Source organism: Thiomicrorhabdus hydrogeniphila, from assembly GCF_054656895.1.
Window position 1 is genome coordinate 1,610,907 of record NZ_BAAHXL010000001.1, and the last position, 18,205, is coordinate 1,629,111.

At 36.5% G+C, this 18,205-nt stretch carries 15 protein-coding genes and 1 riboswitch; of the genes, 3 read left to right on the forward strand and 12 right to left on the reverse strand.

The features are described 5' to 3' along the window. Positions 1-12 precede the first annotated feature (12 nt). Entirely contained in the window at positions 13-3,495 is a 3,483-nt protein-coding gene (gene mfd / locus ACYQ0E_RS07325; RefSeq protein WP_460187585.1) for a transcription-repair coupling factor, read from the forward strand. Positions 3,496-3,546: 51 nt separating this feature from the next. Continuing rightward, positions 3,547-4,194 (forward strand): CsiV family protein, encoded by a 648-nt coding sequence (locus ACYQ0E_RS07330; RefSeq protein WP_460187586.1) that lies wholly within the window; start codon positions 3,547-3,549, stop codon positions 4,192-4,194. Between the two features lie 106 nt (positions 4,195-4,300). Here ACYQ0E_RS07330 and pstB read toward each other — a convergent pair whose 3' ends face one another. From pstB to ACYQ0E_RS07365, 7 genes are all read right to left on the reverse strand, one after another. Next, positions 4,301-5,092, reverse strand: a complete 792-nt coding sequence (gene pstB / locus ACYQ0E_RS07335) for a phosphate ABC transporter ATP-binding protein PstB (protein ID WP_460187587.1) — start codon at positions 5,090-5,092, stop codon at positions 4,301-4,303. Between the two features lie 11 nt (positions 5,093-5,103). Next, positions 5,104-5,913 carry a phosphate ABC transporter permease PstA gene (gene pstA / locus ACYQ0E_RS07340; RefSeq protein ID WP_460187588.1) on the reverse strand — a complete coding sequence of 270 codons (810 nt, stop codon included), beginning with the start codon at positions 5,911-5,913 and terminating at the stop codon, positions 5,104-5,106. Further along, on the reverse strand, positions 5,910-6,959 hold the full coding sequence (gene pstC / locus ACYQ0E_RS07345; RefSeq protein WP_460187589.1) for a phosphate ABC transporter permease subunit PstC: 1,050 nt from the start codon (positions 6,957-6,959) through the stop codon (positions 5,910-5,912). The genes pstA and pstC overlap by 4 nt, the downstream gene beginning before the upstream one ends. Before the next feature lie 154 nt (positions 6,960-7,113). Next, a complete protein-coding gene (gene pstS / locus ACYQ0E_RS07350) occupies positions 7,114-8,103 on the reverse strand; it encodes a phosphate ABC transporter substrate-binding protein PstS (protein ID WP_460187590.1) in 990 nt (329 codons plus the stop codon). 435 nt (positions 8,104-8,538) lie between these two features. Then, on the reverse strand, positions 8,539-9,255 hold the full coding sequence (gene minC, locus ACYQ0E_RS07355) for a septum site-determining protein MinC (protein WP_460187591.1): 717 nt from the start codon (positions 9,253-9,255) through the stop codon (positions 8,539-8,541). 140 nt (positions 9,256-9,395) lie between these two features. After that, positions 9,396-10,007 (reverse strand): exosortase/archaeosortase family protein, encoded by a 612-nt coding sequence (locus tag ACYQ0E_RS07360; RefSeq protein WP_460187592.1) that lies wholly within the window; start codon positions 10,005-10,007, stop codon positions 9,396-9,398. A 174-nt stretch (positions 10,008-10,181) separates the two neighbouring features. Then, positions 10,182-11,762 (reverse strand): choice-of-anchor F family protein, encoded by a 1,581-nt coding sequence (locus ACYQ0E_RS07365; protein ID WP_460187593.1) that lies wholly within the window; start codon positions 11,760-11,762, stop codon positions 10,182-10,184. Positions 11,763-11,961: 199 nt separating this feature from the next. Here ACYQ0E_RS07365 and ACYQ0E_RS07370 point away from each other — a divergent pair, with 199 nt between their 5' ends. After that, positions 11,962-12,735, forward strand: a complete 774-nt coding sequence (locus ACYQ0E_RS07370; RefSeq protein WP_460187594.1) for a response regulator transcription factor — start codon at positions 11,962-11,964, stop codon at positions 12,733-12,735. A 129-nt stretch (positions 12,736-12,864) separates the two neighbouring features. Here ACYQ0E_RS07370 and ACYQ0E_RS07375 read toward each other — a convergent pair whose 3' ends face one another. The 5 genes from ACYQ0E_RS07375 to thiC form a co-directional block, all read right to left on the reverse strand. Next, a complete protein-coding gene (locus ACYQ0E_RS07375; protein ID WP_460187595.1) occupies positions 12,865-13,245 on the reverse strand; it encodes a hypothetical protein in 381 nt (126 codons plus the stop codon). A gap of 193 nt (positions 13,246-13,438) precedes the next feature. Further along, positions 13,439-14,299, reverse strand: coding sequence for a thiazole synthase (locus ACYQ0E_RS07380; RefSeq protein ID WP_460187596.1), 861 nt, complete (start codon positions 14,297-14,299; stop codon positions 13,439-13,441). 3 nt (positions 14,300-14,302) lie between these two features. After that, a complete protein-coding gene (thiS, locus tag ACYQ0E_RS07385; RefSeq protein ID WP_460187597.1) occupies positions 14,303-14,500 on the reverse strand; it encodes a sulfur carrier protein ThiS in 198 nt (65 codons plus the stop codon). Beyond that, entirely contained in the window at positions 14,497-15,717 is a 1,221-nt protein-coding gene (locus ACYQ0E_RS07390; protein WP_460187598.1) for an FAD-dependent oxidoreductase, read from the reverse strand. Before ACYQ0E_RS07390 ends, thiS begins: the two co-directional genes overlap by 4 nt. A 2-nt stretch (positions 15,718-15,719) precedes the next feature. Next, positions 15,720-17,672 (reverse strand): phosphomethylpyrimidine synthase ThiC, encoded by a 1,953-nt coding sequence (gene thiC / locus ACYQ0E_RS07395; protein WP_460187599.1) that lies wholly within the window; start codon positions 17,670-17,672, stop codon positions 15,720-15,722. Positions 17,673-17,907: 235 nt separating this feature from the next. Continuing rightward, positions 17,908-18,006: riboswitch (TPP riboswitch) on the reverse strand. Positions 18,007-18,205 lie beyond the last annotated feature (199 nt).

The following is an 18,205-nucleotide window of genomic DNA, read 5'->3' on the forward strand; positions in this document are numbered from 1 at the left end:
TAGTTTAAAATATTGCACTTAAAAATTGATAAAGAATCTCTTAAACGCATGAAAAAACTCGCCTCTCTACTTCTAACTGATCAAATCGCCGTCAAAGGAACACGCTCGTATTGGGCTCCGCTTAACCAATCAGAAAGTGCATTAGCGATTGCCAACTATGCTAAAGATTTACCAGGCCTGGTCATTGTATTAACCGAAAACTCGCAAATAGCGAATCAACTTCAAGATACCTTAGCCTTTTTAGTCAATGATTCAATTGAAATATTAACGTTTCCAGAATGGGAAACCTTGCCCTACGATCAATTTTCACCCCATCAAGACATTGTTTCTGAACGTTTAAAAACCCTATATCGATTACCTAGCCTGCAACAAGGTATTTTAATTGTACCCATTGCCACAGTAATGCAAAAAGTGGTGCCACATGAATATATTCAGCAGTTTACGTTTTTACTTAAAACAGGTGATACCTTAAATGTTGAATCCTTTAGTCAACAACTAGAATCTGCTAGCTATCAACGTGTTGGTCAAGTTTATGAGCATGGTGAATTTGCCATTCGTGGCGCTATTATTGACCTTTTTCCAATGGGCAGCAAAACCCCATTTAGAATTGACTTATTTGATGATGAAGTCGAAACCATTCGAAGCTTTGACCCAGAGACTCAACGATCAATAGACCAGATTGAAAAAATAGAACTACTACCTGCAAAAGAGTTTAACTTTACTAAGCAAGGCATTGATTTATTTAGACATAACTTTAAAGATTACTTTGGCGATAACGCTAGAGAAGCTCAAATTTACAAAAGCGTTTCACAAGCCCAAATGGTAGGAGGCTTAGAATATTATTTGCCCTTGTTTCATCAACAGTTAGCTAGCTTATTTGATTATTTACCCAAAAATAGCCAGTTTTTTGATTTTGGAAACCTTAATGAAACGCTAGACCATGTGCTAATGGATTACAGCGAACGATATGAAATAGGTCAACATAACCCTGATTTTCCGTTACTAAAACCAAAAGAAATTTTGATTGAACCTAGTGCATTTTTAAGCCAGATAAAACCGTACCATAGAATAACTTTTGAACCTGTTTGTTCTAATAAAACCACAACCACGTTTAATACCTTGCCCCTGCCAGATTTAAGTGTGCAATCACAAAGCGAATATCCTCTTTCTAAACTCATTGCCTTTTTGGACCGTTATAAAAAGAAAGTCATTTACAGTGCCGAAACCACAGGACGACGTGAAACCCTTTTAAGCTTACTGGCTAAATACCAACAACGCCCAGAGATTGTCGATAATTGGCAACAAGCCATAGAATCAAATAAACCTTACAGCATTGTCGTTAGTCCATTTGAAACCTCTATTCATACAGAAGAATTTAGCGTTATCTCAGAGACCCAAATATTTGGGCAAACCGTGGTACAAAAACGCCGCCGTAAACGTAAACACAATGATTTTGATACTTCTGTCAGCAACCTAATAGAACTAGATTTAGGTAGTCCTATTGTTCATATCGACCATGGTGTTGGGCGTTATTTAGGGCTTGAAACCTTAGAAATCCAAGGCGATAAAAAAGAATTTTTAATGATTGAATATGCTGGTGATGCCAAGTTGTATGTACCTGTTTCATCACTGCATTTAATTAGCCGATACACTGGTGCTACACCAGAAACTGCTCCTTTACATAAACTGGGTAGTGATAAATGGGAAAAAGCCAAACGCAAAGCGGCTGAAAGAGTACGTGATGTGGCCGCTGAACTGTTAGATGTTTATGCTCAAAGAGCCGCACGTCCAGGTTATGCGTTTAAAACACCAGAAGAGGCTTATCAACGATTTGCCTCAAGTTTTCCTTTTGAGGAAACGCCAGACCAACAACAAGCCATTGAAGCCGTTATACAAGATATGCACTCTGCGTTACCTATGGATAGATTGATTTGTGGTGATGTTGGTTTTGGTAAAACCGAAGTCGCCATGCGTGCGGCCTTTATAGCCGCTTACGATGGTAAACAAGTCGCCATGCTTGTACCTACCACCCTTTTGGCACACCAGCATTTAGAAAGCTTTAAAAGTCGCTTTTCGGAATGGCCCGTTCGTATTGATGTTTTGTCTCGTTTTCAAACACCAAAACAACAAAAACAAACGCTAGAAGACCTTAAAGAAGGTAAAGTTGACATAATTATTGGTACCCACAAACTTATACAAAAAGGTGTAGATTACCAACATCTTGGTTTAATTATTATTGATGAAGAACATCGCTTTGGGGTACGCCAAAAAGAGCAGCTTAAAAAAATGCGAACAGAAGTGGATGTGCTTACCATGACCGCTACCCCAATTCCGCGTACCTTAAATATGGCTATGAATGATTTACGTGATTTATCAATTATAGCTACGGCTCCCGCTAAACGCCTGGCTGTACAAACGTTTGTACAAGAGTGGAATGATGATGTTGTCAGGGAAGCTTCATTACGAGAAATTCGTCGTGGTGGTCAAGTTTATATTTTATTTAACCAAGTTGATCGCATTGAGCAAATGGTTGAACATATTGAAGAACTCATACCCGAAGCCAAAGTCACCTTTGCACACGGACAAATGCACGAACGTGAACTTGAATCGGTCATGGAAAACTTCTACCATCGACGCTATAACATTTTGGTTTGTACTACCATAATTGAAACCGGTATTGATATTCCTACTGCAAATACCATTTTAATTCACCGTGCCGACAAATTTGGTTTAGCTCAGTTACACCAATTACGAGGTCGTGTTGGACGTTCTCACCACAAAGCCTATGCTTATATGTTTACCGCAGGTAAATCCATGTTAAGTAAAGATGCCGAAAAACGGCTAACCGCCATCGCAAAACACGATACGTTAGGCGCTGGCTTTATGCTTGCCAGTCACGATTTAGAAATTCGTGGTGCAGGTGAACTTTTAGGTGATGGCCAATCAGGACAAATTCAAGAAATTGGTTTTGGTCTATATAGTGAACTGTTAGAACGTGCTGTTAAAGCTTTAAAATCTGGCAAACAACCTGAACTCAATACTACTTTACACAGCGGTAGCGAGGTTGATTTAGGCGTTACTGCATTAATTCCAGAAGACTATTTACCAGACGTTCATAGCCGTTTAGTGTTTTACAAACGCATTGCTAGCGCACAATCAAAGGCTGATTTACGAGAACTTGAAGTGGAAATGATTGACCGTTTTGGATTACTTCCCGATTCTGTTAAACACCTATTTGAAGTCACTAAAATAAAGTTGTTAATAGAACCTATTGGCATAACTAAACTAGATGCTGGTGAATCTTTAATACGTATTCAATTTAACAATGAACCCAATATTGACCCTGTAAAATTGATTACATTAATTCAATCGCAACCTAAGCAATTTAAACTAAAAGGGCAAACTGAACTCACCTTTTTAGATACAATGCCCAATATTGAACAAAGAATATCTGCTATAGAGCTTATTGTAAAAAACATTAGCCTTACCGATTAAGGTACGATACTTATAATCAAATCACTTAATCTTTAAAATTAAGAGTCGCAAATGAAAAAAATGCCAACATTAACCCAATCATTTTTGATTAATACTCAGATTATTAGCCTGCTGTTTTTTACAGGCCTGGTCACTTTAAGTACACAAGCCCATGCAAAAGCGGATAACTACGCTATTGAAGTCGTGGTATTTGAAAGCTTAGCCCTAAAAGGCTGGACTGAAGAATATTGGCCTGAAGAAATTGAACACCCAAATATTCAAGGCAGCACCGCTGTAACAACCCATGGTCAAAAACCATTATGGATTAATAACAGCAGTCGCTCGTTAGGTGGTGCAGTAAACAGACTAAATAAAAGAGGCTATCGTGTACTTTTTCACCAGGCCTGGTCACAAGTGGCTTATCCCAATAAAAAAGCCCCAACAACATTAGTTGAAAGCAATAGTTACGGTACTAACATGGTGGGTACAGTTAGACTCTATAAAACACGTTTTGCCCATGTGGATATTAATTTAGAATTTGATCGCAAAATACCTAATAAAATATTAGATGCTTTTATACAAAATGAAAAACTGCCCGTAACAGATTCCCCCACTCGTTGGAGTTTTCAGCTCAAAGAGTCACGTAAAATTAAAGATGGTGAACTGCATTACATAGATCACCCTTTATTTGGTGTTTTAGTCAAAATTCATAAAATATAATCGTAACTTTTAAACAATAAATCCAATCAATAAAAGCCCTGTTTTATACAGGGTTTTATTTTTTATAAAGCGAATAATAGCTAACATCTTCTATAACTCATTTTTATTAACCAAACTTGCCAGTAATATAATTTTCTGTTTGTTGCTCTATTGGGTTTGTAAACATAGTATCTGTATCATTAAATTCGACTAAGTCACCCAAATACATAAAACCTGTGTAATCCGATATACGGGAAGCCTGCTGCATATTATGGGTCACAATGGCAATACTGTATTTCTTTTTAAGTTCCACAATCATCTCTTCAATGGCCAAAGTAGAAATTGGATCCAGAGCTGAAGTTGGCTCATCAAATAACATTAAATCTGGTTTTAACGCTACAACACGTGTAATACACAAACGTTGCTGTTGCCCTCCTGACAAGCTTCGCGCATCTTGATGTAACCTATCTTTCACTTCATTCCATAAAGCGGCATCTTGTAGTGATTTAATAATAATTTCTTCAATATCGTTTCTATCTTTAATGCCAGACAAACGCAAACCATAGGCAATATTTTCATAAATTGTCATAGGAAACGGCGTTGGTTTTTGAAAAATCATGCCTACTTTTTGACGCAAAGCAATAAAGTCATTTTCTTTTTTAATATCCAAAATATTTGATACTGAATCATCATGATTTTTTAATTTAATTGCACCTTGGTACTGACAGCCTTTATAAAGATCATGGATACGATTCATTGACCTTAATAGCGTTGATTTACCGCAGCCACTCGGGCCAATTAATGCTGTGATATGATTTTCTTTAACGGGTAAGTTAATATTTTTTAAAGAGGGGTTTTTAGCTTTAGGGTATGTAAAACTAAAATCTTGAATTTCCATAATATTTGCAATATTTTTCACGTTAACCCTTTTTAATGATGTTTTTCATGGATCGTATACCGACCAAGTAAATTTAAAAACAGTACGATTGCTGTTAAAACTAACGCCGAAGCCCATGCTAAAGACACCATTTTTTCATCTGGCATAGTGGCGAGGTTATAAATTGAGACGGTCATAGATGGAAAGGTTTGCGTAAGATCAGTTTCCATATAAATACTTGATCCGCTGGTATAAAGCAAAGGCGCTGTTTCACCGACAATACGTGCAAAAGCTAAAATCAAGCCTGTCATAATGCCCACTTTTGCTGCTCTTACTACAATATTCAAAGTAACATGATATTTAGGAGCGCCAATTGCCAACCCAGCTTCCCTTAATTCTTGAGGCACTAAACTTAACATGTCATCAGTGGTTCTAACGACAATGGGTAGCATCATTACAAATAACGCCGCCACCCCTGCCCAACCATTTGTATGGCCAACAGGAATTACAATAATCGCATAAATAAACGTGCCTATAACAATAGAAGGAGCAGACATCATGACATCACTTAAACCACGTATCAGTTCTGCATATCGAGATTGCCCGCCATACTCTTGTAAATAAATACCCGCCATTAAACCAATTGGCATGCCAATAAGTGTTGCCAGCCCAGCAATAACAAACTGACCCCAAATTAAATTTCTAATGCCATTGTGAATAAGATCATGAGTAAAAATGTACGGGGATAGAGATTCAACCCCCTTACCTACCAAAGTCACAATAATCCAACCTAAAAATATCAAACCTAAAAGAGCTGTAAAAGTTGAAAGCACAATAAAGAGTTTATTAACAAAAAGTCTCATCGTTTATTTCTCTTTAAAAAAACATATTTGGCTGTAAAAATAATCATAAAACTAACAATAAAGAGAATTAATGCCAAATAGAAAAGAGTGTTCGAACCTAATCCACTTGATTCTGCAAAGTTATTGGCTAACACAACTGGTATAGAATTTGTTGGATCAGTAACACTCTCTGCAATTTTATAAACCCCGCCAATAACAAAAGCAACGGCCATAGTTTCACCCATTGCTCGACCAAGCGAAATAATAATAGAGCCAATAATGCCCGCTTTTGCAAACGGAAAAATAATATCTTTTACTACGTCAAACTTAGTTGCTCCCATCGCAAAAGCCGATTCTTTCAGCACATCGGGCGTAGTGTTAATGGCATCACGACTTAAAGCCGCCATAAATGGAATAACCATAACCCCAAGCACCAAACCCGCCACCAAAAGAGAAACACTATGACCTCCAAAAATGGATGATATAAAAGGGCCAAAGTAAAACAACGCCCACATGCCATAAATAATACTGGGTATCGCCGCTAACAGCTCAATAGCAACACCTACAGGAGCTTTTAATTTTTCATTGGCTATCTCTGATAAAAAAACAGCAATACCCATCGCAACAGGAATAGCAAAAAGCATGGCAATAGCCGTTGAAAACAACGTACCAATAATAGGTACCGCACCGCCATATACAGTTTTGGTTTCAGCTTTATCCAACCCATCTCCATCAATAGGGATATCACCGTCCATTGGAATATCTTCATCAATTCCGGCATCTAAATCTACATCACTTAAATCTGTATCCGTTGATGATGTATCAATTTTTTGTGCTAGCTTATTGGCAGATTTATCATTATCACTGGCGGATATTTGGGTTAAATTTTCTACCTCTGGGTTGTCCACATTAACGTCAACATTCCAACGAGTATCAACCATAAAATAGGCACCAAATTCCTCTATTGCGGGTTTTGCCATTGAATATAGCACCACAACAGTGGCAACAAGCACACCAAAAACTAAGGTTGCACTCATTTGAGAAAAGGCTTTAAACATTCTTTCCATAAATTAATCTTTATTGATGACCGCTTAAAATAGAAATACAAAATGAAATACCAGTATTTTTTATAAAAAATGACTTCCGGCACCTACAAAATCAATTTTTTATAAAAAATAAAGGGTTATAAAAATATAACCCTTCTACTACCTTGGTCTGCAATTAGTTAAGAGATTTATCTTTCCAATAAGCATCAATTTTAGAAACAACTGATTCTGGTAATGGCACATAACCTAACTTAGATGCCGTTTCAGGGTGTTTATAAGCAAAGTTGTAAAATTCAGAAACTTTGTTTTTCTTATCTTTATCTGTTGGAACCAATACAAAGGTGGCTGTCATAATTGGATATCCTGCTTTTGGATACTCAATATTGGCATAAAAATCTTTTTTAGGATTTAAGTCTGCATACTTAGCACCTTCTGCAAATGCGTCTGGTGTTGGAGCAACATATTGATGCGCTCTATTTTCAATTGAGGCCATCTGTAATCCGTTAGAAACAGCATCGGCATAATCAACATAACCAATTGAATTAGCATTTGTTTTAATGGCCGTAGACACACCAAAATTACCTTTACCTGCAATCGTATTTTCCATAGGCCAATTTAATTCTTTTTGAGCGCCATACTTTGAACGCCAAGTCTTATTCATTTTTGCTAAATAGTAGGTAAAACCAAAGGTTGTTCCAGATGAGTCAGAACGATGTACAAATAGAATTTTTTTGTGCGGAAGCGTTTCCGTTGGGTTTTCTGCCTTGATAGCCGGATTATCCCAATATTTAATTTTGCCTAACATAATGCCTGAAATGGCTTTTTCAGAAAGTTTTAAACTTTTAACTCCGTCAACGTTATAAGCAAATGTAATTGCACCAATTGCAATCGGAAATTGAACTAATTTATTTTTGTGCAGTTCACTGGGTTTTAAAGGCTTATCGGTTCCACCAAAATCAACCTGCCCAGCCTCAGCCGATTTAATACCCGCTCCTGAACCTGTTGGGGAGTAATTGACCTTGTTGCCAGTAGCATTATAAAACTCTTCAGCCCAAGCTTTATTAGCTGGGTACTGAAAACTAGAACCTGTTCCTTCAACTGTCCAAGCCATTGCAGAAGTTGACACCACTGCTGTAATAAAACCTGCAATAATTTTCTTTTTCATCTGTGCTTCCTTTCATAAATTTAACAATCACTCGCCAACCAGCGGGCTAACAAATTTAACTCGTGAAAATATTAGCAGAGCACAAAATAGGTAGACACGACACTTTTGTGACATATAAATTGAGGAAGAATTGAGCAAGTAGAGACAAAAATATATTGGAGTTTTAGTGGTTTTTTATAGCCAGATAGCTCTCTTCAAGTTTTATAAATTTGAGATATTTTCCCTAAGGATTGAGGCTTTCTTAATCGCTTAAGGATAAAACAAAGATTGAAAAGAGAAAAAAAGAATTTTTGTAATAAAAATGTAACAAAAGGATTTTACATTAGAATTTGGTATCTCAAGTTTTATACTTTTTTAGTACCCAAATTTAATAATGAAAAAAATAAGAACCAATTATAGGAACCAATAATAGAAACAACCTATTTCTAAAATATACTACTCTTTTAAAGAGTACTCTAATTTATTATGGTTAAAACGAGCTTCAATATTTAAGCCTAAATAATGGTCAGATATATCATTTTTTAATTGATAAAAACCTACAATACTAATTAACTCAGGTTCAAACACATACGCTTGCACACAAATTGCGTCCATATTCATAGTGCCCGAGTTTCCTGCATAAGCTCTACCATTTAAGCTACCGCCTATATAAATACTACCATCAGCAATCACTTCTGCGCCGTGTTCAATATCACCCAGCACAATAAGATCGCACCCTTCAGCATATACCTGCTCACCAAAACGTACATTACCTTGATGAATTTTTGGTGACTTATCACCACTAGACATATTTTCAGTATTTGAAGAGTTCTGTACAGACAGCGATTTACTTACACCAAATAAATCAGCTTGATTCATATTGTTGTTAAAAACAGCCAGGCCTGCAAAATCTGCCTGTTCAGACAAAATTTTATCTTCCGTTTTAAGACCTATAGCAATGAGATTAAATTGTCTTAAAATATCAAGTAAACGTGCTAAAAATGTCGGTTCAAAACACTCAGTAATAGACAATACACAAGGTATAGAATAATTTTCGCCCTCATTAGACTGTAATTGAACTAATTCTTTATGAATGATTTGAATATCTGAGTTTAATATTTGAATAACAGGTAAGGTAAAGTCCGTTTTTTCAACAACAATACTTTTAGACATTTTGGTTTCTCGATTAGATCAAGTTAAATTTAATTGAGTTTGAGTCTACAAGAGTAAAAAAAAACTGTCAATTAAGTTTGCATAAACACCTGGCTTTAGCGCATTTATAGTAAAAATAAGCTTCATTACATAGACTTAAGTTACTTTTTTTCATCTGTCTTTGAGGGATTATTTTTTACTAATTTTCTACGATCTGATTTTTGCCTTCTATCAACAAGGTGTCTATGTTCTTCGCTTGGTTCTCGCCACTCATGAGCAAAAGAGGAATGTCTACGGTCATGTTTTTGCTTTCGTCTTTGGTAAAATCGACGTAAATATTTAAATGTTTGTACACGCAATGTAAATAATATAAAAATGGCTAAAGTCATCGTTCCCATTGCCAACATACCAATATGGTCGTGTGCACAGTGAAAATAAGTAGCATCAAACATCGTGACATAAATCACAAAATCAATACGTATAGAATTAACCACCACTAAATAAACATACCCTTCCACTAGCCACTTTAAACGACTAAGCCAAGCTGTTGGATAAGCAACAATAGCAACAGCAAACAATAAAAAAGCAATCAGTCCGTTGCATGGATCTAAAATCCATATTTTAAAACCATGTTCTAAATACACGGTATTGCCAATCATTTTAACGGGTATATCAAAAGAATTAATCCATAACTGGGTTAAGTAAATGGTCAAATCTGTTTGCAACGTTTGAATGATATAAAAAGGCGAGAATGATTCTATAAAAAATAACACAAAGAGAAAAACTAACCAGCTTAGAAAGCGTATTAAAAATCCAATCAAAGCATAATACCTCTATTTATATTATCTAAAAATAAATGAAACGTTAGCATAAAAAAACCCTCGCAAGTAAACTTACAAGGGTTTTCAATTTTATCAGTCTTATATAAAAACTTTTAAAATACAGGGTTAGTTAGACATTTTTTTTCTAACAACCCATCCACCAAGCGCAAGAATGATTAAGGCTAATAAAGCCACACCATACTCACTCATAGAACTTGCTGAACCGCCACCAGATGAAGTTGTTGTGTCTACTGGAGGTACGTATCCAGGAGAAACTGCATCACCTGGATCGATTGCAGGCGTTGAAATCCAACCTGGTTCTGTTGCATCTACATTCGCTTGAGCAATAGGTGTCATACGAATAGTAAAATTCGTTGCTGGAAATGTTGTTACATCACCCAAATCAACAATATAACTTAACCCTAAGTTCAGTACATCCTCAATGGTTTCCATTGCGTACTGGCTCGAACCATCTGGCATTGCTGTATTATGTGACCAAGCATACAGTTGGGCATCAGTAGCAGGTGCAAAGCTTTCTGCATTACCTTGTAACCACTTATATGAGCCATCGGTATCTTCACCCCAAAAAGCAACCAAAACACCATCTGTTAGAGGGTCTTTATCTTCGTCATAAAAGATACCTGTTGGTTCCCATTTAGACGGTAACCAATCACCAAAAATGGTGGCGTAGTTACTTGGAAATGCAGCCCCAGAACTGATTTTAGTTTCTGTAGCATCAACAGCAACATTAAACGCAGCACGACGAGTGTCAAAGAAACCATCATGCGGATGTTGATCATCTGCTGTTCCAAACAAGCCTGCAGAGAATGGTGCTAAATCTTCTGGATCCCACATATCTACTGGGTTGCCATCTTTATCGGTATCTTCACCAACACCAAGTGACAATGTTAAGTTTTTAGTTGCACCATTATTCACCGTTGAACCAGCCGCATCAGCCTCAGCAACAGTTTTAAAGGCCGCGCCAACTCCAAAACCAACTTCAACAGTAAAACCTGTAAAACGTTTATCACTGTAGTTATTTAATTTTTGTAAAACCATGTAACGACGAATATCTGTTTCACCTGATGTAGCATTAACATTAATCACTAAGTCAATCGGCTTAGAAACTGCCATTGAATCAGCTTGAACTTCTGCTTCTGTCGGCGTAATCGCATCAACCTTAAAACGCTTATGTGTTTGGAACGGACTGTCACACATTGTTGGATTAGGATTAGCTGAATCTAACCATCCGTCATCGGGTGTTGCGCCAGTATAATCTGGGTCTTCACCAAATTTAAAATACGAAGTACTCAACAAACAACTCGCTGGACGACTATGCGAAAGTGTTTTACCCAAAGTATCATTAACAACTTTTACACCTGACGGCTCACCCAATGGCCAATCTTTACCATGTAAAATACCGGTTATTACAGAGTTTTCATCCAACATTTCACTGATAAAAGAATCACCTGCTACCATTGCATCATAAGCACCTGTTGATTCAGTATAAACCTTACCTGTATCAACACCTGTTTCAGCATTAATAATTTTAACTTCTACATTGTCTAAGTTAAAAGCACCAAAACCATCTGCTGCACTAGGCGCTCCTTGAGGACCACTAACAATTTGACCAGCATTCACAGTTAAGCTTGCACACAACAATGCCGTCGTTAATCCTGTTAATTTGAATGTATTACGTATCTTCATTTAAACCTCAGCTTCATTATTATAATATTTCCTTCTTCAGTTTTAATAATAAGGCTGTGGAATAAACTACGTAATCACCTTAGGGGGTGATTTAGTAACAAATATATTAATTGAATCTGCTTAAAAACAATTTAATTGATTTAAATCATCTTAATTTGTGGTACTTTTTAAAATGAGTTTAATAAGCAAGGACTAATGCATGGAAGAAATTAACGATATTGAGGTTCTCCAACAGACCATAAAGATACAATCTTGTCTGATTGAAGGACATAGTATTGAGGCTGTTTTTCGTAACCGTGCTGATTATATATTAGAGCGTTCCAATGCAGACTTTTGCGGTATGTGCATTGTGCAAAAGGACACTTTAAGACTTGAGTTTATGATTGAAAAAAGCAATCAATTTCATCAACTATTTAAACGTTACAACTTACAAAGCCATACCATTATTTTGGATAACTATCTTAAAATGCATAAAGCAACATCTTTTAATAAACATATTATTAAAAGAGAAAAGGATCTATATCAACTATTGGGGGAATCTCTTTCAAAAAATAAAATTAATTATTTTCAAGAAAGTACAGATTTTAAAGAATATATTTGCATGCCTCTTTTATCGCTTGAGGATCAATTAATTGGCTTTTTGTTTTTTTGCTATTTTGGTGAATCCAAAAGTAATGATCAAGAACTTGTGACTTTGCGCACGATGATTGAAACCATTATTCGCCCTTTTCATGATGTAAAAAGTAATACCTTTAAAACTAAAAATATTCAAATATTAAATGAAATCCCCATACTCACTAAAAAAGAAAAACAAACCCTTAAAAAACTACTTGATGCAAAAACATATACTCAAATTGCAAAAGAGATGCATGTAAGTGTCAATACAGTTAAAACGCATGTAAAACACATCTATGCAAAATATGAAGTTAACTCTAAGTTAGAACTTTATAATAGAATTAATTCTGGGATGTAATACGTATCTAATTGTTTATACTTTTGTCGATTTAACTCATAACATAAAACAAAAACATAAAAAAACCAGTGTCTTTTAACACTGGTTTTTAATTACACAAAACAACTAAATAGGATGAATGGTACAAATTTAATGTTTACCATTACCTGTACGATTCACTGAACCATTTCCGCCGTTAACACTTCTGTTATCAGATCTATTTCCTGTGTGGTTTTCTAATTTATTACCGCTTGCATTTCCCACTCTATTGCCTTTTTCAGCTTTTTGTAATTCGCCTTCAAAAGTTTTTTGGTGTTGATTCATATTTTGATGTTGAATCATTTTCTTTTTTGGTTGCTGAATTCCCACACCATTACCATTTGGAACAGGAGCTGTATGCTGTTGAGTTTGTAACTGTGTTTGTTGTTGAGTATTTAATTTAACCGCCTCTTCTGCATAAACATTAACGGAAACACCCATAACTAACAATGACCCTAATACTGCTCTTTTTACCGCTTTAGACATATTCATTATTTTCTCCTTTGAAAACTTAAATGTAATTTATTTACATATAGTATATTCGCGGTTAACAATAAATACATCACCCTTTTTAATGAATTAAATATAATTATTTTCAGATTTACCAGGCCTGGTATACCCAGTGGTTATTTAAGCAATGTGATCACAAGATACATCTATCATTTTTATTTTTTATGTCTAAACTTCAAGCATGATGCCAAAATGGTGAATCAATTGTAGGTGTGCTAGGTTGCGCCGATGTTTGTTCGGCCATGGTTCCAGCGCAATAAGCTATTCTTCCTGCTTTAACTGATAATTTAAACGCCTCGGCCATTTGTTGTGGTTGGTTGGCTTGGGCAATGGCGGTATTTAATAAAATAGCATCTACCCCCATTTCCATCGCTTGTACAGCATGAGATGGCTTGCCAATTCCTGAATCAATAAGCATCGTAATATCCGGAAAACGATCTCTAATTGCCTGCAACGCATAAGGGTTTAACAATCCTTTACCTGAACCAATAGGCGAACCCCAAGGCATAATCACTTCACACCCTAATTCAACTAAATGACGCGCAATCACTAAATCATCGGTACAGTATGGCAAAACTTTAAAGCCATCATTTATTAAAATCTCAGTTGCTTTTACTAACTCAATCGGGTCAGGCTGTAAATTATAATCATCACCGACTAACTCTAATTTAATCCAATCTGTTTCAAACAATTCACGGCTCATTTTGGCCATATTTATGGCGTCTTTAACCGAATAACAGCCTGCAGTATTCGGCAAAAGGTGTACACCTAATGATTGAATAATATTCCAAAAACTTTGCCCGCCTTGTTGATTAGGATTTTGCCTACTTAAAGAGAGCGTAACCACCTGTGCACCCGAGGCAATAATAGATTCTTGCATTATTTGTGGTGATGAATAAAGCGCACTGCCTACAAATAACCGGCTAGATAGTTTGGTACCATAAATAGAAATAAAATCATTAGGTTGCTTATCCTTTTTTAAATCATTTGTAGATTTTTTTATTTGAATTTCATCTTCCATAGTCAAATTTTTCACGTTTTATCCTCCTTGTATTGCCGTAACAATATCAATTTTGTCATTCTCTTTTAACCAGGTATTTTGGTATTGAGAATAAGGCAAAAAGTCATCATTTAATAGCACGGCATAAGGTGGCAAAAACGCCCCTTTTTCAATTACTTTTGATACGTTTACCTGTTGTTCAAAAATTACGGTTTGTTGGTTTACGATGATATTCATTCATTCACCTTATTGAGAACTAAATTTGAATTTTGTGGTTTTACCAGGCCTGGTAAAAATGACAATTCTTGATTCAATTGTTCTGTATTTATTTGTTTTGTCATTTCTTGTTTTAACAAGGTTACACATTTTTCGACCATAACGGGAGCCAATAAATAGCCATGTCTAAAAAGCCCATTTATAGTTATTCTATTTTTTTGTTTCGTAATTTTTGGGTGGTTATTTACATAGGCAGGCCGTAGCCCTGCATCGATAGAAATAATCTCTGCCTCAGCAAAACCACTGTGCACACTAAAACACGCCGACAAAAGCTCTAAAGCAGAACGAACTGTTGGTTTACGTTGATCTTCAGATTCTAATTGCGTGGCACCAATAACAAAGTAATGCTTCTCTTTAGGTGCTATATAAATGGGGTAACGAGGGTGCATTAACCTAACGGGGCGTTGCAAAACTACATCGGGTGCAAAGACTCTAATCACCTCACCCCTTACCCCTCTAAGTTGATTATTTGATTGCATCTGATGTTTTGTTTGAGATTGTATTGGAACTTTTGTTTGGTCTTGTTGCAGCCCCATTCCTCGGCAGTCAATAACCCAGTCATACCCCGTTAATTTTTTATTATTTACCCATACAGCTTGGTCTGTGGTTTTTACCATTGAATCGGTATGCCAAACCACATCATTTTTACGAATTTCAATGGCCATCGCCTCTAAAAGTTGGCGATTGTCTAATTGTCCTTCATTGGGTAAAAACAACCCTTTTTTAAGACGTGAATTTAATTCTGGCTCTAATTGCTGAATTTGCTGTAAATCAAACTCTGAATAATCTTGGCCTTTTAAACGGCTTGTAAACTGTTTTAAGCTAGCAATATCTTGATCAAACGTCACAATTAAACTGCCCGCTTGTTGAAAAAACACGGGGGTGCTTAATTTTTTTATAAATTCAGGCCATAAAATCAACGCTTTTTCACCCATTTTCATAATCTTTAAATCACAATCGGCCGACTCCGCAAGCGGAGCCAACATAGCGGCCGCTAAATAGCCTGCACTTTGTTTGGCATCACCATTGTCTTTATCAAATAAAGTGATTTGGTAATCTTTCATTAATGAAACAGTGAGCATTCTGCCTAATAAACCCGCACCCAAAATAGCGATTTTAGGTAGCGCCATTTTGGGTAACGCCACTTTGGATTTAGTCAAATTCACCTGCGGGTCCACAATTACGCCTCCTTTTGGTAAATTTGACTGCCAGCATCCCTAAATTCTTGCGATTTTTCTTTCATACCGACTTGAATACTTTCTAACGAAATTTCGGTAATTTGGCCATTTTCATCATCGTGCAAACGCACTTTTTCTTGCTCATTAGCGTAATCACGCACTTCTTGACTGATTTTCATAGAGCAGAATTTTGGTCCACACATAGAACAAAAATGTGCTACTTTTCCTGATTCTTGCGGAATGGTTTCATCGTGATATTCACGTGCACGCTCTGGGTCTAACCCTAAATTAAATTGGTCTTCCCAACGAAATTCAAAGCGTGCTTTAGATAAGGCGTTATCTCTAATTTGAGAACCAGGATGACCTTTAGCCAAATCACCTGCATGGGCGGCAATTTTATAAGCCATTAAACCTTCTTTAACATCGTCTTTATTAGGTAAACCTAAATGCTCTTTGGGCGTAACATAACAAAGCATGGCACAACCATACCAACCAATATTCGCTGCTCCAATACCCGATGTAATGTGATCATAACCAGGCGCAATATCGGTAGTTAACGGCCCTAAAGTGTAAAAAGGCGCTTCACCACATTCATCAATTTGTTTTTCTACATTTTCTTTAATCATATGCAATGGAATATGACCAGGCCCTTCAATAATGACCTGAACATCATGCTTCCAGGCAATTTTGGTCAGTTCACCCAAGGTTTCTAATTCGGCAAATTGTGCTTCATCATTAGCATCAGCAACCGAACCTGGGCGTAAACCATCACCAAGCGAAAAGGTAACGTCATACGCTTTCATAATCTCGCAAATGTCTTCAAAATGCGTGTACAAAAAGTTTTCTTGATGATGGGCTAAACACCATTTAGCCATAATTGAACCACCACGAGAAACAATCCCTGTTACACGTTTAGCCGTCATTGGTACATAACGCAATAACACACCCGCATGAATGGTAAAGTAATCTACGCCCTGTTCGGCTTGTTCAATTAAGGTATCTCTAAACACTTCCCAAGTTAAGTCTTCGGCCACGCCATTTACTTTTTCTAAGGCCTGGTAAATCGGTACTGTACCAATAGGAACAGGTGAATTACGCATAATCCATTCACGGGTTTCATGAATATTACGCCCGGTTGATAAATCCATTACCGTGTCTGCTCCCCATTTGGTTGACCAAACTAATTTTTCAACCTCTTCGGCAATAGATGAACCCACCGCAGAGTTACCAATATTGGCGTTTACTTTAATTAAAAAGTTACGGCCAATAATCATAGGTTCTGATTCTGGATGATTGATATTACAAGGGATCACCGCACGACCGCGTGCGACTTCGTCACGCACAAACTCTGGCGTAATCATTTGAGGAATACTGGCACCAAAAGATTGCCCTGGATGTTGTTGGGTTAATTCTGAATCAGTAACTTCTAACCGGCGCATGTTTTCACGAATCGCAATGTATTCCATCTCAGGCGTAATAATGCCTTGGCGTGCGTAGTGCATTTGAGTGACATTTTTGTCTTTTTTGGCGCGTTTTACATTGGGCAAGTTATCAAAACGAATATGGTCTAACCCTTCATTTGCCAATCGACCTTGGGTAAATTTTGAGGTAACAGAATCTAATTCTTCTACATCACCACGCGCATCTATCCAGTTCGATCGCAATTTTGGCAAACCTTGATAAACGTCAATTTTTACTTGCGGGTCGGTGTAAACACCCGATGTATCGTAAACCGGAATGGCATCATTTTTAATATACGTTGGATTATCACGGCTACCGCTAATGGTATCGCTTACTGCAATTTCTCGCATGGCGACTTTGATTGGGTGCAATTTACCCTCAACATAGACTTTTTTGGAATTTGGAAAAGATTGACCCGATACATTTTGAATAAATGCTTCAGCTTCTGCACGACGTTGACGACGATCGGTTTTTGGTTGGTTATTGGTATTCATCACTCTGCCTTATTTAATTATGATTAATCATAAAAATTAATTAAAAGGCGGAGCTCTATAGACTGTAGATTCAGATTAAGAGATCAAAAACGCTAAAAATGTAATCGCAATAATAGCCACAAGATTTACCAGGCCTGGTAAAACTGAGTAAAAAGGTATGATTACAACGCTCATTACAAATTTATTAACAAACCATTAAAAACATAGGTTAAAACAATTTTGACCGCAAAAGATTTGCGTTAATCTGATTGTTCCCTTCGCTGGCATTATCCAGATCAGGTTCTACGGATCCCGCTTTCGCGATCTCAGCCTAAAGGCACTCCGACATAAATCAGGGCTAAGTATATAGGTAGATTGTTACATGAGTCAATGCATAAAAAGATAAATTCATCTCAACAAATACTCAATAAATCGTCATCCTAAATTGTATTTGTTTTGTATTTGTTTTGTATTTGTTTTGTATTTGTTTTGTATTTGTTTTGTATTTGTTTTGTATTTGTTAATATTTTTTTACTTATTGAATAACCTGATTT

What these genes read in the sequence shown, in the direction of transcription:
- pstS (WP_460187590.1), bottom strand. Translation starts at nt 8,103, where the DNA reads ATGAAAAAGAAAATTATTGCAGGTTTTATTACAGCAGTGGTGTCAACT.
- thiS (WP_460187597.1), bottom strand. Translation starts at nt 14,500, where the DNA reads ATGAATATCATCGTAAACCAACAAACCGTAATTTTTGAACAACAGGTA.
- pstA (WP_460187588.1), bottom strand. Translation starts at nt 5,913, where the DNA reads ATGAGACTTTTTGTTAATAAACTCTTTATTGTGCTTTCAACTTTTACA.
- ACYQ0E_RS07330 (WP_460187586.1), top strand. Translation starts at nt 3,547, where the DNA reads ATGAAAAAAATGCCAACATTAACCCAATCATTTTTGATTAATACTCAG.
- ACYQ0E_RS07365 (WP_460187593.1), bottom strand. Translation starts at nt 11,762, where the DNA reads ATGAAGATACGTAATACATTCAAATTAACAGGATTAACGACGGCATTG.
- thiC (WP_460187599.1), bottom strand. Translation starts at nt 17,672, where the DNA reads ATGAATACCAATAACCAACCAAAAACCGATCGTCGTCAACGTCGTGCA.
- ACYQ0E_RS07375 (WP_460187595.1), bottom strand. Translation starts at nt 13,245, where the DNA reads ATGAATATGTCTAAAGCGGTAAAAAGAGCAGTATTAGGGTCATTGTTA.
- pstC (WP_460187589.1), bottom strand. Translation starts at nt 6,959, where the DNA reads ATGGAAAGAATGTTTAAAGCCTTTTCTCAAATGAGTGCAACCTTAGTT.
- ACYQ0E_RS07370 (WP_460187594.1), top strand. Translation starts at nt 11,962, where the DNA reads ATGGAAGAAATTAACGATATTGAGGTTCTCCAACAGACCATAAAGATA.
- minC (WP_460187591.1), bottom strand. Translation starts at nt 9,255, where the DNA reads ATGTCTAAAAGTATTGTTGTTGAAAAAACGGACTTTACCTTACCTGTT.